Source organism: Enterobacter cloacae complex sp. HYC074_NIDB (genome assembly GCF_056673345.1).
Genome location: NZ_CP114214.1, coordinates 34071 through 55230 on the forward strand (window position 1 = coordinate 34071; position 21160 = coordinate 55230).

Genomic DNA, 21160 nt, shown 5'->3' on the forward strand with positions numbered 1-21160 from the left:
CAAGTTCCCCCATTTATTGTCTACTAAGTAAAAAGAAAGTGGGGGATGCGTTGTGCAATCTAAGGCTACTATAATCTATTGATTTTATTAGGCTATATTATAAATCTGGTTCTCAAATTTGCTCTGGCTAGTAAGTGTTGTATGTTTTAATTGAAAACTAATAAATAGTATTTTACTATCAATTGGTTAATAACTGTTTATATAAATGATTATGATGAAACAAGAGCATGTACTAATACAGTTTTCTACGAAAAGGCCTTTTTCTAATAAACCTGAAATGCCAGAAGGTGCAGTTTATAATAAAGCAAAGGGTTATTGGATTAGAAATGGAGAACCTTTAGTGTCATATAATTCAGAATATGGAACTAGGGCTACCAAGAAGTGTGATGTTGAAACTGGAGAGGATCAAAAAGGAGAATGAAAAATTATGTATTGATTCTATCAAGTATGTATGATTTTTCCACGGATTTGGTTGTTCAGCGACTGGAAAATAATAGCGATAATTTTATTAGGCTAAACAAAGAGCAATTAAGTGATTATGAGATTTTTTTAGATCCCATAAATACAATCCTAAGGGTGAAAGGTGAATATGTTGATGTAGAAACATCTAATGTAAAATCAGTTTGGTTTCGACAACCAGTTTTTCTAAGAAATACTCCAGGGCGTAGCATTGATATAAATGAGCAGCTTTCATTATCACAATGGAATGCTTTTCTTAGGGGATTAATGGTTTTTGATAAGGCGTATTGGATGAATTGGCCGCAAGCAACATATGCTGCTGAATCTAAGCCATATCAGCTAATGATTGCAAAAAAGATAGGGTTTTGTGTACCTCAAACGATTATTAGTAATTCTCTTGGTTTTGAGAAACTCCCTTCAACGAAGTTTATTATAAAGTCGATGGATACCGTTTTACTTAAAGAAAATGATGATTGCTATTTTACATACACATCGAAAGCTAATCCTGCGGACTTTACTTTAGACAAAACCAAACAAGCACCGATAACGTTTCAAGAATATATTGAGGATAAGTTAGATATTAGAGTTACTATTGTTGGCTCCAAAGTATATGCCGTTGCAATAAAATCTAATGGTAATGCTATCTCTGATGATTGGAGAACCTTAAAAAAAGAAGATCTTGAATATGTCGACATTGAACTTCCTGTTAGAATTAAAAAACTTTGCATAGAGTATGTTAAGTTACTTGGGTTGAATTATGGTGCTATTGATTTTATCAAAACAAAAGACGAATATATATTTATTGAAATAAATCCAACTGGCGAGTGGGGATGGCTTTCTAATGATAAAAGAGAAATTGATTACGATATTGCAAAGAAATTATCTGAGGCTAATTAAAATGTTTTCTAGAATTATTGAGGAAGTTTTCCCATTTCTTTATTTTTACTATATTGCCAACAAAAAAACAGTTAGTGTGTATGATATCACCTTTTCAAACTTTGAGTTTTACTCAGGATTATCGGATGAAAAAATAGTCGAGAGACTTGAGAGCGAGCATAATAGAGCCAAGGAGATAGATGATAAGACTTTTAAATTTACATTGGCATTAAGTATATCATTAAGTATTATAAGTGCCGGTGCCAGTGGGGTTGTTAAATTTCTTCCTGAAAGTCAATTAAGTCCATATATATCGTTTGTGTTTTTTCTTTCTTCTTTTTATATGCTGTGTGGAGGTCTTATCTCATTAGGTTCATTAAAAACTCTACCAAAATTTGGGTATGGAACGTATTTTGAGATCAACAAAAATAGAGAATCTTTAATTAAGGCTATTATTGGTCAGGAAAAGGTTAATATAATACGGCATATAAGGAATGAGCTTTCTTATATGAGTTTGCGAAATGGGTTTTTACTAATCCTCTTTGCTCTTATTTTGTGTTTATTTATATTGGCTACCAGTTTTTTTGTGAGTCACTTACGATTTGAACCGTTGACATCTTACTGTCTATGAATAGTTATTAAAATTCTAGTGATTGAGTTTAATTTCCTCACCATTTACAAATATCAATCCTTCGCGAATTAGCTTCTCCAGCCAGCGCGAAAATTTCTTCTCGACGTTAATTCCCTTAGCCCGTAGATCTTCGCGCAAGAGCGCGCGGGTACAAGGCTTATTCTGGCTGATGCGTTGGTTAATACAGCGCCATAACGCCGTATGGTTGCGGGTGATATGAGGAACGCCGGGTGGTATGCCACTACTCAGTAAGTCATCGTCTGGTTGCCGGGGCTCGTCGTTCAGTACCAGCGAGGTCACTGGTTCGCCATCACTATCGGTATAGATAACGACTTCCTCAAGATCGTAGGCGGTGACCTCCGGCATCTCCGCATCTTTCATCTTTGCACAACTCAGGGTGATAGCGTTGCGACGTCCCTCACGCCTGACGTTAAACTCGGCATCCAGAGCAGCCTGAAAAGCACTTGAACCGCGAGCGCCTCGCTCCTGATCCTTACCCGAGTGATGAACGATCATCATCGCTGCGCGCGTATGATACCGAATGGCGTCGCAACCTTGGATAAATGCGCCCATATCCCGCGCGGTGTTTTCATCTGAGTTACCAAAACAGCGGGCCAGCGTATCGAGGATAATCAGCCGTACCGGCATTCCGGTCATGTTCTGAATGTCCTTTGCCGCCAGGATCACCTGCTCGATGCTTCCCGGAGCGGCTGGAAAGATCGGGCAGTCGACGCGAAACAGGTTATCGAGCGCCATTTCGTCATTAACGCTGAGTTCCCAGGCGCGGATCCGTCGTGATACACCGGTTCCTCCTTCTCCGGCGATAAACAGCACAGCCCCTTGATTGACTCGCCTTCCGCCCCATGACGTACCGCTGGCAATATGGCACGCCAGCGATACCGCCAGAAAGGATTTAAAAGAGCCGCCGGGGCCGTAAATACTGCACAGCGCCCCGGCGGGAATGAGTCCTTTAACCAGATAATCCTGACTCGTGTTAAACCCTTCTGAGCCCCTGCGCAGCGGAAGGGAGGTGGTGAGAGTACGGTCTGATGCTGTCATGGCTTACGACCTGAGATTTGCAGGAAGCTGCTGGTTGAACACAATCCGGGAAATGGATTCACCGTAGTGACGGTAAAATTCATCCCAGTCGCTCAATGTGGTGTCTGCAGGGAGAACCACACAGCCCTTCACAACCTCGGCAGCGGCGGTTGCATTCAGCAACCCGGTATTTTTTTCCTGACTGCAATCATTATCGCCAGCCAGGATAAGGTGGCATTCAGGCCACTGCGCCCGGAAAGAGATGGCCACATTTTTCAGGTTGTGCGCCGACAGGGCAGCAACGACTGGAAAATGATGAAAGCATGAGACCGCAAGTGCGGTTGCATATCCTTCGGTAATGATGATGCCTTCCGGTGGTTTGCTGTCCGGTGCCCAGGGTTCCGGTCTACCGTTGCGGCTCGCCTGATGTACCGGGCAAAAACAATCCTTCAGATGGCTACCGGGCAGCAGGTACTTTTTCCCTCCAGGATGAATGAACTGCGCACCTGTCAGCTGCGCGCCTGTATTTCGAATTGGCAATACCAGCGTACCCGCCCCGAAATGCACGCCGCAGATTGTCCGGCTACTACGTTCAGTCAGAAGCCACTGGGCTCGTCGCCAGCCTCGCGTTGTCAGATACGGCGCTTCTCCGGATTCACAATGGCGAAGTAGTGTCTTAATACGCGATTCCATATTCAAAGCCTGTGATTTTTCCCTGGCTGGCGGAACCAGCGGTACAGGATCCATGTCCTGCACCATTCCGGCGGCCGCAACCAGTGCGCAACCGAAGAAGCGGGAAACCAGATCCAGTCCGTCACCTGCGCCGCACTGATTGCAGAACCATGTGCCGCGCCCCTCCAGATCATCCATCCTGAAGCGATCCTTACCCCCACAACAGGGACACGGGCCATGCCGATGATTTGGTGGAATGAAAATGCCAAGTTTTTCAAATATTTTCGGCCAGTTATTGCGTGCCCGATCGGAGACGGCAGAAACGTAATAGCTCATGATTGCCTCCCATACACTTGCTGGATGTAGCGCCCTCGACCATCGCCATGACCAAGATCCATCGCAACCATCGCCCTGGCTTCCTTTATACTCAGCCCCAGTCCCTGGTAGTGCGCCATCGCCTCCTGCGCCCATGAATAGCGCAGACTGTGTGGTGCATAGGGGCCAGTCAGCCCTGCGCGAACTGCGCTGGCACGCCAGTAATTCATTGCGGCGCGCAGATCGGGTTTATTGAGCAAACGTCCCCCGCGTTGTGTCATCAGGGGGATAGCTTGGTTCAGGATGCTGCGTAGCCTTTCAGGTTCGAGCACCACCGTCTGACGGGAACGTGATCCTTTGGTGCCAAAAACCACCTGCAATCGATTTTCTCCACGCTCTAACGCAGCGGCCCATGTCTTCAGAGACTGACAACACTGCACCGCTTCCTGTGAACGCAAACCCATTGCTCTGGCAAGCTCCAGCGTCAGAGCCAGCCCTTCATCCTTTTCATGAAAAGCAGACAGCGCCGACAACCAGCGTTCTGAGGTTAATGGCAGATGCGTTCCTGCCCGGCTGGCGTTACCCAGCCCGAGCGCTTTATTGCTGATGCGCTCCGATTGGGCAAATTTTTGACGTCCAGACTGAGCAAGGATGGTGCGCAGGGCAGCCATCTCGTTTTGTAGCGTGCGTGGCGTAATTCCTGCTTCCCGTCGTGCCATCACGTAGCTTTCAATATGTGACGATTTCAGATGCTGGAGATCCTGAATCTGGATATTCAGCTTGTGCAGATGCTGGCTTAAACGCCCGGCGATACGGAGGCGATCATGGACTGTTTTAAAACTGCCGCCAGCCAGCAGGGCGAGTTTTTCCATGCGTTTTGTAAGTTTCGACATAGCTGCTCTCCACTCAATTCTCCGACGCGCGGTTGGGCACAGCGTGCTGTGCTGAACGATACCGGTGCGCCGGAGAATGCGCGGATGAGGTATGACGGGGTACGGTGATGCACGAATGCAGCCGCCTGCTCAGGCAGGTATATCCCCACAGGTAAAATAACCTGTCCTCCGGTATCGGTTCGGTAGTGCTGGTTTCTCCTCCTGGTAAGTGAATTTCTGACATCTGTTTGAGTGTCAGCCTGTTTGTTGCAGTGGAATTGCAGGCAGTAGCTGGGTTGAAGCTGATCTGCGCGCTGGCGTCACTTTCACTCGCTTACGCTCTTAAAAGTGACGCCGCGTTTTGCACATTCAGCAGGAAGTACGGACGCAAAGCCTTCGGCAATGCCGTCCGACTTCACTACAGCGTTCTGTCTGTCGCTACGCTTGCAACAGGGTAGCGATAAACGGTGTGGTCACCTGTATCGAGACAGGAGGTCAGTTTCAGACCACGCTTCGTTCCCTGGTTGACCGGGGGGCTGACCGCCAAAGGCGCTTCTTACAGGTCGCAGTTCGTCTTAGAACAGGAAGCTTTTAGGGGTACTGCTATGAGTTGGGGATAGGGTAGAGCGTGGGGAGGGAGAAAGCTGGGGGAAATTGTTTGTAGGATTTGAATAATTTGTTCTTACGCTGTATTGATAGACAAAAAATGAGATTTGGTGGTAAATAAGTAGAAGCTTTATAGTAAGAAAACTATATACGAAAAAATTCAAAGTTGGGGTTTTATGTAAAATACGCGACTTTATTATATTTTTGGATAATATTTATTAACCATCACTACTTAAAAGCCACAGTGTGATGGTTTTTTTGATATAAAAAGAGGTTATCTGTTGATGTTTTTATTTTTTAGCGATTTCATTTTCTCGAATTTGTTCAAGTATAGTTAATTCATTATCACTTTCTGCTGCTGAGACAGTCGGTCTAACATTACCGAAATATTTTCTTTGAGATTCATTGCTTATATATTCACCACCAGTTTCGTTTTGGAATATACGAATCTGGCATATGCGAGAACCGACAATAAGTTCAACAGGGGTATTGCCATGATTAAATAACTCTAAAGATATACAGCCTCTATATCCTGGTTGTATCATGGTATTTAATGAAAGGCCAAGCCTTGTATAACTACTTCGTGATAATACATCAGCATAGCAATTTGGGGGTAAGCTAACATATTCTAATGTTGTTGCTAAAACTACTTGGTGTGGATAAACAATGAACCTATCTCCAAGATCTCGTCTTGTTTCTTGAAAAAATGTTCTGATTGGTTGATGAATTTCATGGTTTTTAGAAGGAAATAATTCTATTGAAGGTTTCCTGGTCATGATGGATACTAAAAAATCGTAGCCAAGTCTAAGATCTATAGTGAAGTTACCAATTTGGTTTATATTTAGAAGAGGTTCAATGAACAATGATTCAGGTTCTGCTGATTCATAATATTGCATCAATTCAGCTTTGCTTAGGAGATTCACTGCGCACTCCATTTCTCAAGTATCATTACGTTTCGAATTGATTTTTCAACCAAATCATTTATGGTTTTTTCTATGGATTCTTTTGATAATCCCTTCCATATGCCTGTCGGATTTTCCCATTCGGTACATAAATACTGCCAGCTACTATTAATAAATGCATGCATTTCATTGTGGTTATTAATTACAAAGGGACGTACATTATCAAAAGTAGTTTTTACATCAAGTAAATTTAAAGGTAATGTTAAGCTGGGGGAAATAATCTTCCCTTGTTTATGTAAGGCTGAAATTACCGCATTAAACATATCAACAACTGGGTTTTTAACATTGTTTAAAAAATCGTTTACAATTTTAATTCGGTTTTCTGTTGATGGATGAGTGTCACTTGCAGGATGAGAACCTGCTAATTTGTATAAGAACTCCACCCCACTTTTTCCAACGAATTGTGCACTGAAAAGATCTGCAAAGAATTCTTTACAATGATTCAGCCAAATAATATCAGGTAATGTAGCCCATTCAACAATTCCCTGGGGTCCCTTCGGGATCGGGAGTGTACCTTGATTAACTGAACGATAGTTGAGAATAGCCAGTTCAGAAATACCTTTACTAAAATCAACAAAATGACCTAGTTCGTGATATAAAGGTGTAGAGCATAGCGGTCGTCTTCTGTACATTTCAGGTAATGAAATCTGAATTAATTCGGCTTCGAAACTAATACCTAAAGTCTGTTCAAGTAAATCATATGATTGTTTGCTTACAGATCTGAAATAAAATCCATGCATATCTGGCGATAGGGCTGTAGTAATAAGTGTTTCTTCACTTATCCACTTTTTACAGGCGTCATTTAAGCAATAAACAATCTCATAGGGTATTTTTTTTGTGGTGCTACCAGTGAAAAAGTTAACTGCATTAGTGATGAAAAAAGTACATTCTGTAATTATTTCATCAGCAATTGTCCCATGTTTTTCATATAACTTATCTACTGCTTCTTGAAGAACAGAAAGATACTTATGCATATCTTTAGAAAAGTAGGGAGATTCTGATATCTCCCTTAGTTTATTCCGAACTAATATAAGCTGTGTGAATGCTAGCATTAAATGTGCTCTAATACATTTCGGGCCATTGTTGGTTCTAACATATCTTCGCTAGTTACTCTGGTTAGCACCTGGGCGAGAGCCTGAGTATGTTGTATTTCAACTGCTAGCGAGATGGATTCTCTATGATTAGGAATCTGTAGCTGATCACCTCTATCTACAGTCAAAGTTGAAGCTTCTCTAATTACTTCATAAACCCTTGATTTTAGCTGCTGTGAAACTTCTTGCTGAGAAGCTATAAGTTGAAGCACCGTTTTTATGAGCTTCAAAGAATCAGAAGTTTGCTGAGGAACCGCATAGAGCATAACTCCCCCTTTCCTTATCTGTAACCGCCTTCTCTAGTTGTAACGATGTTACTGCGTAGGCGGGTTTTAGTTTGTTTTAATATATATAGTATCTAAAGTTGTTTTATGACACTATATATGGTGTTTTCGTTATGAGTTAAAGACACAAAAGCTCTGTTTTAACAGAGCTTTTGTGTCTTTAACTTGACCTTTTTCTATACGGAGTGTATGTCAAGCTTAATCCATAATCAAGTTGCTGCGGTGCTTTATTGAGGGATACAGGATAGAGATCATGTAAAGTCCTAACAATAGTAGTCACTTGTTTGGGATTGCATTTAAACTTTATTCCGTTTTGGAATTAATCAAAAAACTGTTTTAGTTTCATAAGCCTTCCCAAACTTCCCGATAACCACCTTCCGCCCCTCCTCAATCTGCGCATCAACAAAGTCCGCCCAGGACTGAAGCATCTCCCGGCGCTGATTCAGGTATTCCGCACGATTGTAGACACCGCGAACGCCGCCGATCTTATGCGCCAGGCATTTCTCCACCCAGTCTGAGTTGTAGCCTTGCTCATGGAGCAATGTGCTGGCAGTACGCCGGAAGTCATGAATAACAAAATCCCTGACGTTCAGATCCAACGTACGCACCGCGCAGTTAAGCGTTGTTTTGGAGATCGGGCGTCGGTGGTCGTTTCGGCTGGGGAAGACGTAAGGGGAATCTCCGGCCAGAAATTTTAGCTCTTCGAACATCGCCAGCGCCTGCTTTGACAGCGGAACAATATGCGGGTTATCCATCTTCATTCTTTCGCCGGGTATATGCCATTCCAGCGCATTGAAGTTAACTTCACTCCATGTCGCTTCAATCATCTCCGATTTACGCACCATGCAGATGATCAGCAGGTGCAAAGCCAGCTTGTGGCGTCGGTTCATATTAGAGGTGTAGATCCCCCGTAGCAGGATGCCGATCTCTTCTGCGGTTAGCGCCACATCGCGGCTTGTTGCTTGTGCGATATAACGGGCCTCGATAGCGGCTGCCGGGTTGTTGAATATGATTCCCCTGGAAATCGCATAGGCCAGCATGCGTTTAAGCACGTTTCGCGTCAGTAGCGCGACGTGATCGGAACCTCGTTGCTTGATGCGGTCGAGCACGACCTGAATGTGGGCAGTTGTGAGTTCTTCGAGTTCCAGCTTCCCGAGGATGGGAATGATGTCCTTCTCGATAACGCGAGTGATGTTGCGCGGATCGCGGTTACTTTTTTCAACGATATCGGTCAGCCAGCGTTTGGCGAATGTTTTGACTGTCGTTGGGTCTTTCTGTTTAAGCTTTTCTTCCTGCTTTTTCTGCGCGGGATTGATGCCATGGGCCACCATTGAGCGGCACTTTTCACGCCAAAGCCGCGCTTCTGCAAGTGAGAAAGCAGGGTATTCGCCCAGCGTGATCTTTTGCGATTTGTTGTCAAAGCGGTAGCGGAAACGCCAGACTTTTCGTCCGGTGGGAAGAACTTCAATCACCAGTCCGTCATGATCGGCAAGTTGCCAGGGGCGGTTTCTGGGGGCAAGTGTGCGTAGTTTGGTATCTGAAAGTGCCATATCTCACCTCTACAGTGTGTCCATGAGCATCCTTTCTAATAGATTGTTTAATATTGGATTATTAACGCCTTCTTTTTCACTGTGTCCATGAGAAGGCAGATTTGAACGTTTTTTATACCGTTTTTTGTGTCCATTTGATGTGATTTTTAGCTCAAAAAATAAACAATGACACGTGAGGGATTTAAAGATGGGCACAATTCAGGACACAAAAATCGCGGATGAACCCGCACGACTATGGACGAGTATGGAAAGTAAAAACCCGCATTAACAGGCAGTTAATGCGGGTTAGTGAACGTTCACGGACGAGGATGGACTAAAACTTACTTACCAATGCAGAAGCTCGAGAAAATTCGTCCAAGCAGATCGTCCGACGTAAACTCCCCGGTGATCTCGCTCAGGTTCTGTTGCGCCAGACGCAGCTCTTCCGCCAGCAGTTCACCGGCCCACGCGCCGATCAGCTGGGCTTTACCCTGCTCAAGGTGGCGAGCCGCCTCTTCCAGCGCCTGCAAGTGACGACGACGCGCCAGGAAGCCACCCTCCATGCTGGTGTCGAACCCAATGCTCTGTTTGAGATGGCTACGCAGGGCTTCCACGCCTTCACCGGTACGGGCCGACAGGCGAATAAGTGAGTGACCATTCACATCGCTGATGCCCAGCGTTTCGCCGGTCACGTCGGCCTTATTGCGCACCACGGTGATCGGCAGTTTAGCCGGGAGACGGGCGATAAAGTCTGGCCAGATTTCAGCCGGGTCAACGGCGTCGGTTGTGGTGCCGTCCACCATAAACAGCACGCGGTCGGCCTGCTCGATCTCCTGCCAGGCGCGTTCGATACCGATACGCTCGACTTCATCGCTCGCATCGCGCAGGCCAGCGGTGTCGATGATGTGCAGCGGCATTCCGTCGATGTGGATATGCTCGCGCAGCACGTCGCGGGTGGTGCCGGCTATGTCGGTGACGATCGCCGCTTCACGGCCCGCCAGGGCGTTCAGCAGGCTCGATTTCCCGGCGTTGGGGCGTCCGGCAATGACCACCTTCATGCCTTCACGCAGCAGGCTGCCCTGGCGCGCTTCGGCGCGGACGGCATCGAGATCGTTCATCACCTGGTTGAGCTGAGCTTCAATTTTACCGTCTGAGAGGAAGTCGATCTCCTCGTCCGGGAAGTCGATAGCCGCTTCGACATAGATTCGCAGGTGAGTAAGTGCTTCCACAAGGTGATTCACGCGTGCGGAAAACGCGCCCTGCAACGAGTTCAGCGCGGAGCGGGCCGCCTGTTCGGAGCTGGCGTCGATCAGATCAGCAATCGCCTCGGCCTGCGCCAGGTCGAGCTTATCGTTGAGGAAAGCACGCTCGGAGAACTCACCCGGCTTCGCAATGCGCAGGCCAGGCAGGGTCAGAATACGTTTTAACAGCAGGTCGAGGATCACCGGGCCGCCGTGGCCCTGAAGTTCCAGCACATCTTCGCCGGTAAAGGAGTTTGGGCCGGGGAACCACAGCGCGATGCCCTGGTCCAGCGGTGTGCCGTCAGCATCTTTAAACGGCAGATAATCAGCGTAGCGCGGCTTTGGCAGTTTACCCAGCACCGCTTCGGCCACCTCACGCGCCTTCAGGCCGGAGATACGCAGAATGCCTACACCACCGCGTCCCGGTGGGGTTGCCTGGGCGACGATAGTGTCGTTATGGCTCATGGTTGCTCTCGTTCAATACAAATAAAAAAGGCGGTCAATCGACCGCCCTTATTTTAGCGTTAAGTTACCGAATCAGGACTTTTTCTTTTCGCGGCTATGCAGGCCACGTTTTTCCAGACCACGGTAAATCAGCTGCTGCTGGATGATGGTCACCAGGTTGCTGACGATATAGTACAGCACCAGACCTGACGGGAACCACAGGAAGAACACGGTGAATATGACCGGCATAAAGGTCATGATCTTCTGCTGCATCGGGTCGGTCACGGTGGTCGGAGACATCTTCTGAATGAAGAACATCGTCACGCCCATCAGGATCGGCAGGATGTAGTACGGGTCCTGTGCGGACAGGTCATGGATCCACAGGGCGAACGGCGCGTGGCGCAGCTCAACGGAACCCATCAGCATGTAGTACAGCGCAAGGAAGATTGGCATCTGAATCAGCAGCGGGAAGCAACCACCCAGTGGGTTCACTTTCTCTGCTTTATACAGGGCCATCATCTCCTGGCTCTGACGCTGTTTGTCATCGCCCAGACGCTCACGCATAGCCTGAATCTTCGGCTGTAGCATACGCATCTTCGCCATGGAGGTGTACTGCGCTTTAGTCAGCGGGTACATGATGCCACGAACGATAAAGGTGATAACGATGATGGAGAAGCCCCAGTTACCCAGGAAGCTGTGGATGAACTTCAGCAGCTTAAACAGCGGCTGAGAGATGAACCACAACCAACCGTAATCCACGGTCAGATCCAGGTGCGGCGCAACGGCAGCCATTTTGTCCTGGATTTCCGGGCCGACCCACAGGGTGCTTGCCAGTTTACCGGTTTGACCCGGCTGCACCAGAACCGGCTGAGATTTGTAGCCGATGGCTGCAATACCGTTGCCGAGGTTCGCGGTGTAGAAGTTGTTGGTACCGTCGTTATTCGGTACCCACGCCGTCGCGAAATACTGTTGCAGCATTGCGACCCAACCGCCTTTAGAGCTGACGTTCAGGTTTTCGTTATCGGCAATGGTGTCGAATTTGTATTTCTCGTACTTGGTATCTGGCGTGGAGTAAGCCGCGCCACGGAAGGTATGCAGCGCAAAGTTGCTGCTTCCGGTATCACGGTGAGACGGCAGATTGATGGACTGCTTCAGCTGACCAAAGGTAGAGATTTCCAGCGGTTTCGCACCGGCGTTCTGTACGCTGTAGCCCACGTTCACCGCATACTCACCGCGTTTCAGGGTGAAGGTTTTGGTGAAGGTGTTGCCTGCCGCGTCGGTGTAGGTCATCGGGATAACCAGTTCGTTCTGACCATCAGCCAGTACAAACGTGTCATTCTCGACGTTATACAGTGGACGCGCACCGTTAGCCGGATTATCCGGGCCATCACGACCGGTCAGGCCGCTCTGCGCCTGGTAGATAAATTCAGGCGTGGTTTCCAGTAACTGGAACGGTTCGGTAGACTTCAGTTCTTTCGGGTAGGTCAACAGCAGCGCCTGCTCAACATCACCACCACGGGTGTTGATAGTCAGCTCAAGCACATCGGTCTTAACCGTAATCTGTTTCCCCTGGCCACTGGCCGGTACGCCCTGGTCGGCGGCGCTACCCGCTGCGGTGGTCGTGGTCTGCGTGGTCTGCTGCTGGGGTTGAGGATTTTTATCCTGCTCCCATGCCTGCCAGATCATGAAAGACACGAACAACAAAGCGATGATAAGAAGATTGCGTTGCGAATCCATCGTTAGTGTTCTCTGGTATCAAAAGGTCCTGGAGGGACGGGGTCGTCTCCACCTGGGTGTAAAGGGTGGCATTTTAATACGCGTTTCACCGTCAACCAACTGCCTTTTATCACTCCAAACCTGCGCAATGCCTCAATTCCGTAGCTTGAGCATGTTGGCGTGAAACGGCAGTGTGGCCCGAGTAGCGGACTAATCAGGCGTTGATAGACCCGAATGAGGGCTATCAGGACCCGCGAGCCAGGCGACAGTGGCGGCGCCATAATTTTTCCAACGCTTCCGAGAGAGCACGGTTATCGAGGTCGGCAACCCCTTTTTTAGCCACCACCACGAAATCCATTGAAGGCAGTTCGTGCTGACGTAAACGGAAACTTTCACGCGTCAGACGTTTAATCCGGTTGCGTTCATGCGCACGCTTAACGTTTTTCTTGGCGACTGTGAGACCGATGCGGGGATGCCCCAGCGAATTTTGGCGGCCGAGGATGGTGATTTGCGGCGTGCCAGCCCGTTGTGGCTGCTGGAAGACGAAAGTGAAATGAGTGGGAGTTAACAAACGTAACTCCCTGGGAAATGCGAGCTTAACCACTCAGGGGTTAGCTTTATTACTTGGAAACGGTCAGACGAGCGCGGCCTTTAGCACGACGACGTGCCAGAACCTGACGACCATTTTTAGTAGCCATACGAGCACGGAAGCCGTGAGAACGGTTGCGCTTCAGTACAGACGGTTGAAAAGTGCGTTTCATGGCGATTTCTACCTAAACTTGAATAAATTCACTGACTTTTGCGTATACCCGAACGAGATTCGAACGACTAACGCCTCAGCGTGGGTGATTAAAGAGGCCGGATTGTAATAATTGTACACTCCGGAGTCAATTCTCTTTCCTTATTTCCCGCGTATTTCCGCACGATTTCGCGTGGAAAATGAGCAACGGACGACGCAGGAAGATGAGCATCACGCGCCGGGTCGAGGATTATACGGGCTCGCCAACAAAGCGCAAGGATCGTCCCGGATCTTCGTTAGATCATTTAAGCCAAAAATTGTCTGTGCTCATTAAATTTTCCAATATGCGGCCTAAATCGCGAGGCACTCGCGTCAGGATCGTTTACACTTACCCGATTCCGGATCTTCCTGTGGATAAATCGGGAAGAATCTGTGAGAAACAGAAGATCTCTGGCTCAGTTTAGGCTATGATCCGCGGTCCCGATCGGGATCCAGCGATCCTGGTCGGGCATAAACACAACATCGTTCAGGCTGTATCAACGATAGCGTGTATAACCGCAGATAGCGGTTCGCACATCACCCTGATGGGGTCATGTCGATGTGCGCCAACAATCATGAATATTCAATAGTTTTCTTTTATTGTTCGAGTGGAGTCCGCCGTGTCACTTTCGCTTTGGCAGCAGTGTCTTGCCCGATTGCAGGATGAGTTACCAGCCACAGAATTCAGTATGTGGATCCGCCCGTTGCAGGCGGAACTGAGCGATAACACGCTGGCTTTGTATGCGCCAAACCGTTTCGTGCTCGATTGGGTAAGGGATAAATACCTTAATAACATCAATGGACTGCTGAATGATTTCTGCGGGTCAGATGCCCCACAGCTGCGTTTTGAAGTGGGCACAAAGCCGGTCACCCAAACCGTTCGTGAAGTTGTCAATGTGGCAGCCCCTGCACAGGCGGCGCCCGCTCCAGCGCCTCGCGTTGCACCGGCTCGTCAGGGCTGGGATAACGTTCCAGCCCCCGCTGAGCCTACCTACCGCTCTAACGTTAACGTGAAACACACGTTCGATAACTTCGTTGAAGGTAAGTCGAACCAGCTGGCGCGCGCGGCGGCTCGCCAGGTTGCCGATAACCCCGGTGGCGCTTACAACCCGCTGTTCCTGTATGGCGGCACGGGTCTCGGTAAAACGCACCTGTTGCATGCGGTGGGCAACGGCATTATGGCGCGTAAGCCCAATGCCAAAGTAGTGTATATGCACTCCGAACGCTTCGTTCAGGACATGGTAAAAGCCCTGCAAAACAATGCGATCGAAGAGTTTAAACGCTACTACCGTTCCGTTGATGCGCTGCTGATCGATGACATTCAGTTCTTTGCCAATAAAGAACGATCGCAGGAAGAGTTTTTCCATACCTTTAATGCCCTGCTGGAAGGCAATCAGCAGATCATTCTGACCTCGGATCGTTATCCAAAAGAGATCAACGGCGTTGAAGATCGTCTCAAATCCCGCTTCGGCTGGGGCCTGACCGTGGCGATCGAGCCGCCGGAGCTGGAAACCCGCGTCGCGATCCTGATGAAAAAAGCCGACGAGAACGACATTCGCCTGCCGGGTGAAGTGGCGTTCTTTATTGCCAAGCGCTTGCGTTCCAACGTGCGTGAGCTGGAAGGGGCGCTGAACCGCGTTATCGCTAACGCCAACTTCACCGGTCGTGCGATCACCATCGATTTTGTGCGTGAAGCACTGCGCGATTTATTGGCTTTGCAGGAAAAACTGGTCACTATCGACAATATTCAGAAGACGGTGGCTGAGTACTACAAGATCAAAGTGGCAGATTTACTGTCTAAACGTCGTTCCCGCTCGGTGGCGCGTCCGCGTCAGATGGCGATGGCGCTGGCAAAAGAGCTCACCAACCACAGCCTGCCGGAAATCGGTGATGCGTTTGGTGGCCGTGACCATACGACCGTGCTGCACGCCTGTCGCAAGATCGAGCAGCTACGCGAAGAAAGCCACGACATAAAAGAAGATTTTTCCAATTTAATCAGAACATTATCATCGTGACGCTATGAAATTTACCGTTGAACGTGAACATTTATTAAAACCGCTGCAACAGGTGAGTGGCCCATTAGGCGGCCGCCCTACGCTGCCTATTCTTGGAAACCTGCTGCTTCAGGTCGCGGACGGTACGCTGTCGCTGACCGGCACAGATCTGGAAATGGAAATGATCGCGCGCGTTACGCTGACTCAGCCGCACGACGCGGGCGCGACCACGGTTCCGGCACGTAAATTCTTTGATATTTGCCGTGGGCTGCCGGAAGGCGCTGAAATCGCCGTGCAGCTGGAGGGCGACCGCATGCTGGTGCGCTCTGGCCGCAGCCGTTTCTCCCTCTCCACGCTGCCCGCTGCGGACTTCCCGAACCTGGATGACTGGCAGAGCGAAGTTGAATTTACCCTGCCGCAGGCGACGATGAAGCGTCTGATTGAAGCCACGCAGTTCTCCATGGCGCATCAGGACGTTCGTTATTACTTAAACGGCATGCTGTTCGAAACCGAAGGTGAAGAGCTGCGTACCGTGGCGACCGACGGTCACCGTCTGGCGGTCTGTTCCATGCCGATTGGCGATTCACTGCCAAACCATTCGGTGATCGTACCGCGTAAAGGCGTAATTGAACTGATGCGCATGCTCGACGGCGGCGATACCCCACTGCGCGTGCAGATTGGCAGCAACAATATTCGTGCCCACGTGGGCGATTTTGTCTTCACATCGAAGCTGGTAGACGGTCGTTTCCCGGATTATCGCCGCGTATTGCCGAAGAATCCGGACAAAACGCTGGAGGCGGGTTGCGACATCCTCAAGCAGGCGTTTGCGCGTGCCGCTATTCTCTCGAACGAGAAATTCCGCGGCGTACGTCTGTACGTGAGTGAAAACCAGATCAAAATCACCGCCAACAACCCGGAGCAGGAAGAGGCAGAAGAGATTCTGGACGTCACCTACGCCGGGGCTGAGATGGAAATCGGCTTCAACGTCAGCTACGTGCTGGATGTGCTGAATGCACTGAAATGCGAGAACGTTCGCATCCTGCTGACTGACTCCGTTTCGAGCGTACAGATTGAAGATGCCGCATCACAGTCGGCTGCTTATGTTGTTATGCCAATGAGACTGTAATGTCGCTCACCCGTCTGTTGATCCGCGACTTTCGCAATATCGAAAGCGCGGATCTCGCTTTATCCCCTGGCTTTAACTTCCTGGTTGGCGCGAACGGCAGCGGCAAAACCAGCGTGCTGGAAGCCATCTATACGCTCGGCCACGGCCGGGCGTTTCGCAGTTTGCAGATTGGTCGCGTGATTCGCCACGAGCAGGATTCTTTTGTTCTGCACGGGCGTTTGCAGGGAGAGGAGCGGGAGACCGCCATCGGCCTGACCAAAGACAAGCAGGGTGACAGCAAGGTGCGCATCGACGGCACCGATGGCCACAAGGTGGCGGAGCTGGCGCTGCTGATGCCGATGCAGCTGATTACGCCCGAGGGGTTTACTTTACTCAACGGCGGCCCCAAATACAGAAGAGCGTTCCTCGACTGGGGATGCTTTCACAATGAAGCCGGTTTCTTTAACGCCTGGAGCAACCTGAAGCGTCTGCTTAAACAGCGTAACGCCGCATTGCGCCAGGTCACGCGCTACGCCCAGCTGCGTCCGTGGGACATGGAACTCATCCCTCTAGCGGAACAAATCAGCCGCTGGCGTGCCGAATACAGCGCAGGTATCGCCGAAGACATGGCCGACACCTGCAAACAGTTTTTACCCGAGTTCTCTCTCACCTTCTCTTTCCAGCGCGGCTGGGAGAAAGAGACGGACTATGCCGAGGTGTTAGAGAGAAGCTTCGAGCGCGATCGCATGTTGACCTACACCGCGCACGGCCCGCACAAGGCGGATTTCCGCATTCGTGCCGACGGTGCGCCGGTGGAAGACACGCTGTCGCGCGGGCAGCTCAAGCTCCTGATGTGTGCGTTGCGCCTGGCACAGGGGGAGTTCCTCACCCGCGAAAGCGGACGACGCTGCCTGTACCTGATAGATGATTTTGCCTCGGAACTTGACGACGCGCGGCGCGGGCTGCTTGCCAGCCGCCTGAAAGCCACGCAGTCGCAGGTTTTCGTCAGCGCCATTAGCGCTGAACACGTTATGGACATGTCGGACGAAAATTCGAAGATGTTTACCGTGGAAAAGGGTAAAATAACGGATTAACCCAAGTTGAAATGAGCGAGAAACGTTGATGTCGAATTCTTATGACTCCTCCAGTATCAAAGTCCTGAAAGGGCTGGATGCGGTGCGTAAGCGCCCGGGTATGTATATCGGCGACACGGATGACGGCACCGGTCTGCACCACATGGTATTCGAGGTGGTAGATAACGCTATCGACGAAGCGCTCGCGGGTCACTGTAAAGACATCGTGGTCACCATCCATGCGGATAACTCCGTCTCCGTCACCGATGACGGCCGTGGCATCCCAACCGGTATTCACCCGGAAGAGGGCGTCTCCGCGGCGGAAGTCATCATGACCGTTCTGCACGCAGGCGGTAAGTTCGATGATAACTCCTATAAAGTTTCCGGCGGTCTGCACGGCGTAGGCGTATCCGTAGTTAACGCCCTGTCGCAGAAGCTGGAGCTGGTTATCCAGCGCGAAGGCAAAATTCACCGTCAGATCTACCAGCACGGCGTGCCTGAAGCGCCGCTGGCCGTCACGGGCGATACCGAGAAAACCGGTACCATGGTGCGTTTCTGGCCGAGCCTTGAAACCTTCACCAACGTCACCGAATTCGAGTACGACATTCTGGCGAAACGCCTGCGTGAACTGTCGTTCCTGAACTCCGGCGTTTCGATTCGTCTGCGCGACAAACGCGACAACAAAGAAGACCACTTCCATTACGAAGGTGGTATCAAGGCGTTCGTTGAGTATCTGAACAAGAACAAAACGCCAATTCACCCGAATATCTTCTACTTCTCTACTGAAAAAGACGGTATCGGCGTGGAAGTGGCCTTGCAGTGGAACGACGGTTTCCAGGAAAACATTTACTGCTTCACCAACAACATTCCACAGCGCGACGGCGGTACGCACCTTGCGGGCTTCCGCGCGGCGATGACCCGTACCCTGAACGCTTACATGGACAAAGAAGGCTACAGCAAAAAAGCGAAAGTCAGCGCCACCGGTGACGATGCCCGTGAAGGCCTGATTGCCGTGGTCTCCGTGAAGGTGCCGGATCCGAAGTTCTCCTCACAGACCAAAGACAAGCTGGTCTCTTCTGAGGTGAAATCGGCGGTTGAACAGCAGATGAACGAACTGCTGAGCGAATACCTGCTGGAAAACCCGTCCGACGCGAAAATCGTGGTGGGTAAAATTATCGATGCGGCGCGTGCCCGTGAAGCGGCGCGTAAAGCGCGTGAAATGACCCGTCGTAAAGGCGCGCTGGACCTGGCAGGCCTGCCGGGCAAACTGGCTGACTGTCAGGAACGCGACCCGGCGCTGTCTGAACTGTACCTTGTGGAAGGGGACTCCGCGGGCGGTTCTGCAAAGCAGGGCCGTAACCGCAAGAACCAGGCGATTCTGCCGCTGAAGGGTAAAATCCTCAACGTTGAGAAAGCGCGCTTCGACAAGATGCTCTCTTCTCAGGAAGTGGCGACGCTCATCACCGCGCTCGGCTGCGGCATTGGTCGCGACGAGTACAACCCGGACAAACTGCGTTATCACAGCATCATCATCATGACCGATGCGGACGTCGACGGCTCGCACATCCGTACGCTGCTGTTGACCTTCTTCTATCGTCAGATGCCGGAAATCGTTGAGCGCGGCCACGTCTACATTGCGCAGCCACCGCTGTACAAGGTGAAAAAAGGCAAGCAGGAACAGTACATTAAAGATGACGACGCGATGGATCAGTACCAAATCGCGATCGCCCTTGATGGTGCGACCCTGCACGCAAACTCCAGCGCGCCAGCGCTGGCCGGTGAGCCGCTGGAGCGTCTGGTTTCCGAGTTCAACGCCACGCAGAAAATGATTGGCCGTATGGAGCGTCGCTATCCGAAAGCGCTGCTGAAAGAGCTGATTTATCAGCCGACCCTGACCGAAGCCGATCTGAGCAACGAGCAGACCGTCACCCGCTGGGTGAACACCCTGGTGAGCGAGCTGAACGAGAAAGAGCAGCACGGCAGCCAGTGGAAGTTCGACGTTCAGCAGAACGCTGAGCAGCAGTTCGAGCCGATTGTTCGCGTGCGTACCCACGGCGTCGATACCGACTACCCGCTGGAGCACGAGTTTGTTACCGGTCCGGAATACCGCCGTATCTGCACCCTCGGCGAGAAGCTGCGTGGTCTGATCGAAGACGACGCGTTCATCGAACGTGGCGAGCGTCGTCAACCGGTAGCCAGCTTCGAACAGGCGCTGGAGTGGCTGGTGAAAGAGTCCCGTCGCGGCCTCTCTATTCAGCGTTATAAAGGCCTGGGCGAAATGAACCCGGATCAGCTGTGGGAAACCACTATGGATCCGGAAAGCCGTCGCATGCTGCGCGTCACCGTTAAAGACGCAATCGCAGCGGATCAGCTGTTCACGACCCTGATGGGCGATGCGGTTGAACCACGTCGCGCCTTCATCGAAGAGAACGCCCTGAAGGCGGCGAATATCGATATTTAATCGTCGCTTTACGACAACATAACTGGCCGCGCTTTAGCGCGGCTTTTTTATGGACGCAGGAAACTCCAGCGACATCACTGCCGGTAAACGTTTGACCAGCATATCTATGGCAATTCTTACCCTTAGCGGCAGGTGTGGCGTCTGCTGCCAGACGGCATGAACGTCGAAGCGTACATCCGGGGCCTGCTTAAAGAGCGGGACAAGATTTCCCTGATGAATTTCTTTGATGACCATCCAGCAGGGTAACCATGCAATACCGTGGCCGGCCAGCGCCGCGTCGCAGATCGCCTGCAAATCATCCATATTGAGGGATGAGCGGGGAATAAACGTGCGCGACGTGCAATCGTAATCCATCAGCTGCCAGGGTAAGACTCTGCCCGCACGCGTGTAGTTAATGGCCGTATACTGGCGTAAATCATCAACGCTTTGCGGCTGGCCATTCTTAATCAGATAATCCGGCGCGGCACACAGAACCATTCGGTGCACTCCCAGCCTTCTGGCGACCAGCACGGCGCTGTCAGCCAGGGTGCCATTGCGCACCGCCATATCAAACCCTTCTTCCACAAGATCCACGATGCGGTCGCTAAAGGACATTTCAAGCTCAAGCCCGGGATGCTCCTGCGCGAGCTCTATTAGCAGCGGGGCGATACACTGGCGACCAAACAGCACCGGCATGGCAACACGCAGCCGACCGCTGACCTGATGTTTTCCGGTTTCAAGCTGCGATTCAGCGCCACGGATCTCTTCCAGCGCGCGCAGGCAGCGTTCATAAAAAAGCGCGCCGTTATCGGTCAGCCTCTGGCTGCGGGTGGTCCGATGAAACAGACGAACCCCCAGCCTCTCTTCAAGACGAGCAATGCTTTTTCCTACCGCCGAGCGCGACAAATGCAGACGGACGGCGGCCTGGGCAAAACTTTCTGCCTCAACGGAGGCAACGAAAACGGGAATATCTTTCAGCGTATCGGTCATGGACGAATTGTATCAATTTGGTCATCAATGAAGAGAAAACTTAT

The 21160-nt window shown here is 50.3% G+C and carries 20 protein-coding genes and 1 pseudogene; 7 read left to right on the forward strand and 14 right to left on the reverse strand.

Going from position 1 to position 21160, the window contains the following annotated elements; translation table 11 throughout:
• Positions 1-205 precede the first annotated feature (205 nt).
• The 3 genes from O1724_RS00175 to O1724_RS00185 are packed head-to-tail and all read left to right on the forward strand — an operon-like array spanning position 206 to position 1966.
• Positions 206-421 carry a hypothetical protein gene (locus tag O1724_RS00175; RefSeq protein ID WP_126297385.1) on the forward strand — a complete coding sequence of 72 codons (216 nt, stop codon included), beginning with the start codon at positions 206-208 and terminating at the stop codon, positions 419-421.
• Positions 418-1356, forward strand: a complete 939-nt coding sequence (locus O1724_RS00180) for an MvdC/MvdD family ATP grasp protein (RefSeq protein WP_126297384.1) — start codon at positions 418-420, stop codon at positions 1354-1356. The genes O1724_RS00175 and O1724_RS00180 overlap by 4 nt, the downstream gene beginning before the upstream one ends.
• A gap of 1 nt (position 1357) precedes the next feature.
• Positions 1358-1966, forward strand: a complete 609-nt coding sequence (locus O1724_RS00185; RefSeq protein WP_032433717.1) for a hypothetical protein — start codon at positions 1358-1360, stop codon at positions 1964-1966.
• Between the two features lie 15 nt (positions 1967-1981).
• Here the strand turns inward: O1724_RS00185 and O1724_RS00190 are convergent, their stop codons facing one another.
• The 13 genes and pseudogenes from O1724_RS00190 to O1724_RS00250 form a co-directional block, all read right to left on the reverse strand.
• A complete protein-coding gene (locus O1724_RS00190) occupies positions 1982-3025 on the reverse strand; it encodes a helicase RepA family protein (protein ID WP_126297383.1) in 1044 nt (347 codons plus the stop codon).
• 3 nt (positions 3026-3028) lie between these two features.
• A complete protein-coding gene (locus O1724_RS00195) occupies positions 3029-4012 on the reverse strand; it encodes a primase-helicase zinc-binding domain-containing protein (RefSeq protein ID WP_048269624.1) in 984 nt (327 codons plus the stop codon).
• Positions 4009-4884 (reverse strand): integrase domain-containing protein, encoded by an 876-nt coding sequence (locus O1724_RS00200; protein WP_032433712.1) that lies wholly within the window; start codon positions 4882-4884, stop codon positions 4009-4011. Before O1724_RS00200 ends, O1724_RS00195 begins: the two co-directional genes overlap by 4 nt.
• Before the next feature lie 875 nt (positions 4885-5759).
• Positions 5760-6392, reverse strand: a complete 633-nt coding sequence (gene dcd, locus O1724_RS00205; RefSeq protein ID WP_077255460.1) for a dCTP deaminase — start codon at positions 6390-6392, stop codon at positions 5760-5762.
• Positions 6389-7405, reverse strand: coding sequence for a M48 family metalloprotease (locus O1724_RS00210; RefSeq protein WP_227505731.1), 1017 nt, complete (start codon positions 7403-7405; stop codon positions 6389-6391). Before O1724_RS00210 ends, dcd begins: the two co-directional genes overlap by 4 nt.
• Before the next feature lie 77 nt (positions 7406-7482).
• A complete protein-coding gene (locus O1724_RS00215) occupies positions 7483-7788 on the reverse strand; it encodes a hypothetical protein (protein WP_032433711.1) in 306 nt (101 codons plus the stop codon).
• A gap of 341 nt (positions 7789-8129) precedes the next feature.
• A complete protein-coding gene (locus tag O1724_RS00220; protein ID WP_126297382.1) occupies positions 8130-9356 on the reverse strand; it encodes a tyrosine-type recombinase/integrase in 1227 nt (408 codons plus the stop codon).
• A 320-nt stretch (positions 9357-9676) separates the two neighbouring features.
• A complete protein-coding gene (gene mnmE / locus O1724_RS00225) occupies positions 9677-11041 on the reverse strand; it encodes a tRNA uridine-5-carboxymethylaminomethyl(34) synthesis GTPase MnmE (protein WP_479983911.1) in 1365 nt (454 codons plus the stop codon).
• 72 nt (positions 11042-11113) lie between these two features.
• Positions 11114-12757: a membrane protein insertase YidC gene (gene yidC / locus O1724_RS00230; RefSeq protein ID WP_003861138.1), complete on the reverse strand. Its 1644-nt coding sequence runs from the start codon at positions 12755-12757 to the stop codon at positions 11114-11116.
• Between the two features lie 2 nt (positions 12758-12759).
• Entirely contained in the window at positions 12760-13017 is a 258-nt protein-coding gene (yidD, locus tag O1724_RS00235; protein ID WP_001307474.1) for a membrane protein insertion efficiency factor YidD, read from the reverse strand.
• Positions 12981-13340, reverse strand: a complete 360-nt coding sequence (gene rnpA / locus O1724_RS00240) for a ribonuclease P protein component (RefSeq protein ID WP_003861126.1) — start codon at positions 13338-13340, stop codon at positions 12981-12983. Before rnpA ends, yidD begins: the two co-directional genes overlap by 37 nt.
• Positions 13341-13356: 16 nt before the next feature.
• Positions 13357-13497 carry a 50S ribosomal protein L34 gene (gene rpmH / locus O1724_RS00245; RefSeq protein WP_000831330.1) on the reverse strand — a complete coding sequence of 47 codons (141 nt, stop codon included), beginning with the start codon at positions 13495-13497 and terminating at the stop codon, positions 13357-13359.
• Between the two features lie 228 nt (positions 13498-13725).
• Positions 13726-13776, reverse strand: a pseudogene (locus tag O1724_RS00250) (hypothetical protein); the annotation flags it as partial.
• A 358-nt stretch (positions 13777-14134) separates the two neighbouring features.
• Between O1724_RS00250 and dnaA the strand changes: the two are divergent.
• From dnaA to gyrB, 4 genes are read left to right on the forward strand one after another with little or no spacing between them, the layout of a single operon-like run.
• Positions 14135-15529: a chromosomal replication initiator protein DnaA gene (gene dnaA, locus O1724_RS00255; protein WP_003861124.1), complete on the forward strand. Its 1395-nt coding sequence runs from the start codon at positions 14135-14137 to the stop codon at positions 15527-15529.
• A 4-nt stretch (positions 15530-15533) separates the two neighbouring features.
• Positions 15534-16634 carry a DNA polymerase III subunit beta gene (dnaN, locus tag O1724_RS00260; RefSeq protein ID WP_003861122.1) on the forward strand — a complete coding sequence of 367 codons (1101 nt, stop codon included), beginning with the start codon at positions 15534-15536 and terminating at the stop codon, positions 16632-16634.
• The gene (gene recF, locus O1724_RS00265) at positions 16634-17707 is read left to right on the forward strand and encodes a DNA replication/repair protein RecF (RefSeq protein ID WP_003861121.1); all 1074 of its coding nucleotides are present in this window, start codon (positions 16634-16636) and stop codon (positions 17705-17707) included. Before dnaN ends, recF begins: the two co-directional genes overlap by 1 nt.
• Before the next feature lie 28 nt (positions 17708-17735).
• Positions 17736-20147, forward strand: coding sequence for a DNA topoisomerase (ATP-hydrolyzing) subunit B (gene gyrB, locus O1724_RS00270; protein ID WP_003861119.1), 2412 nt, complete (start codon positions 17736-17738; stop codon positions 20145-20147).
• A gap of 33 nt (positions 20148-20180) precedes the next feature.
• Here the strand turns inward: gyrB and O1724_RS00275 are convergent, their stop codons facing one another.
• Positions 20181-21116 (reverse strand): LysR family transcriptional regulator, encoded by a 936-nt coding sequence (locus tag O1724_RS00275; protein WP_126297381.1) that lies wholly within the window; start codon positions 21114-21116, stop codon positions 20181-20183.
• Between the last annotated feature and the right edge of the window lie 44 nt (positions 21117-21160).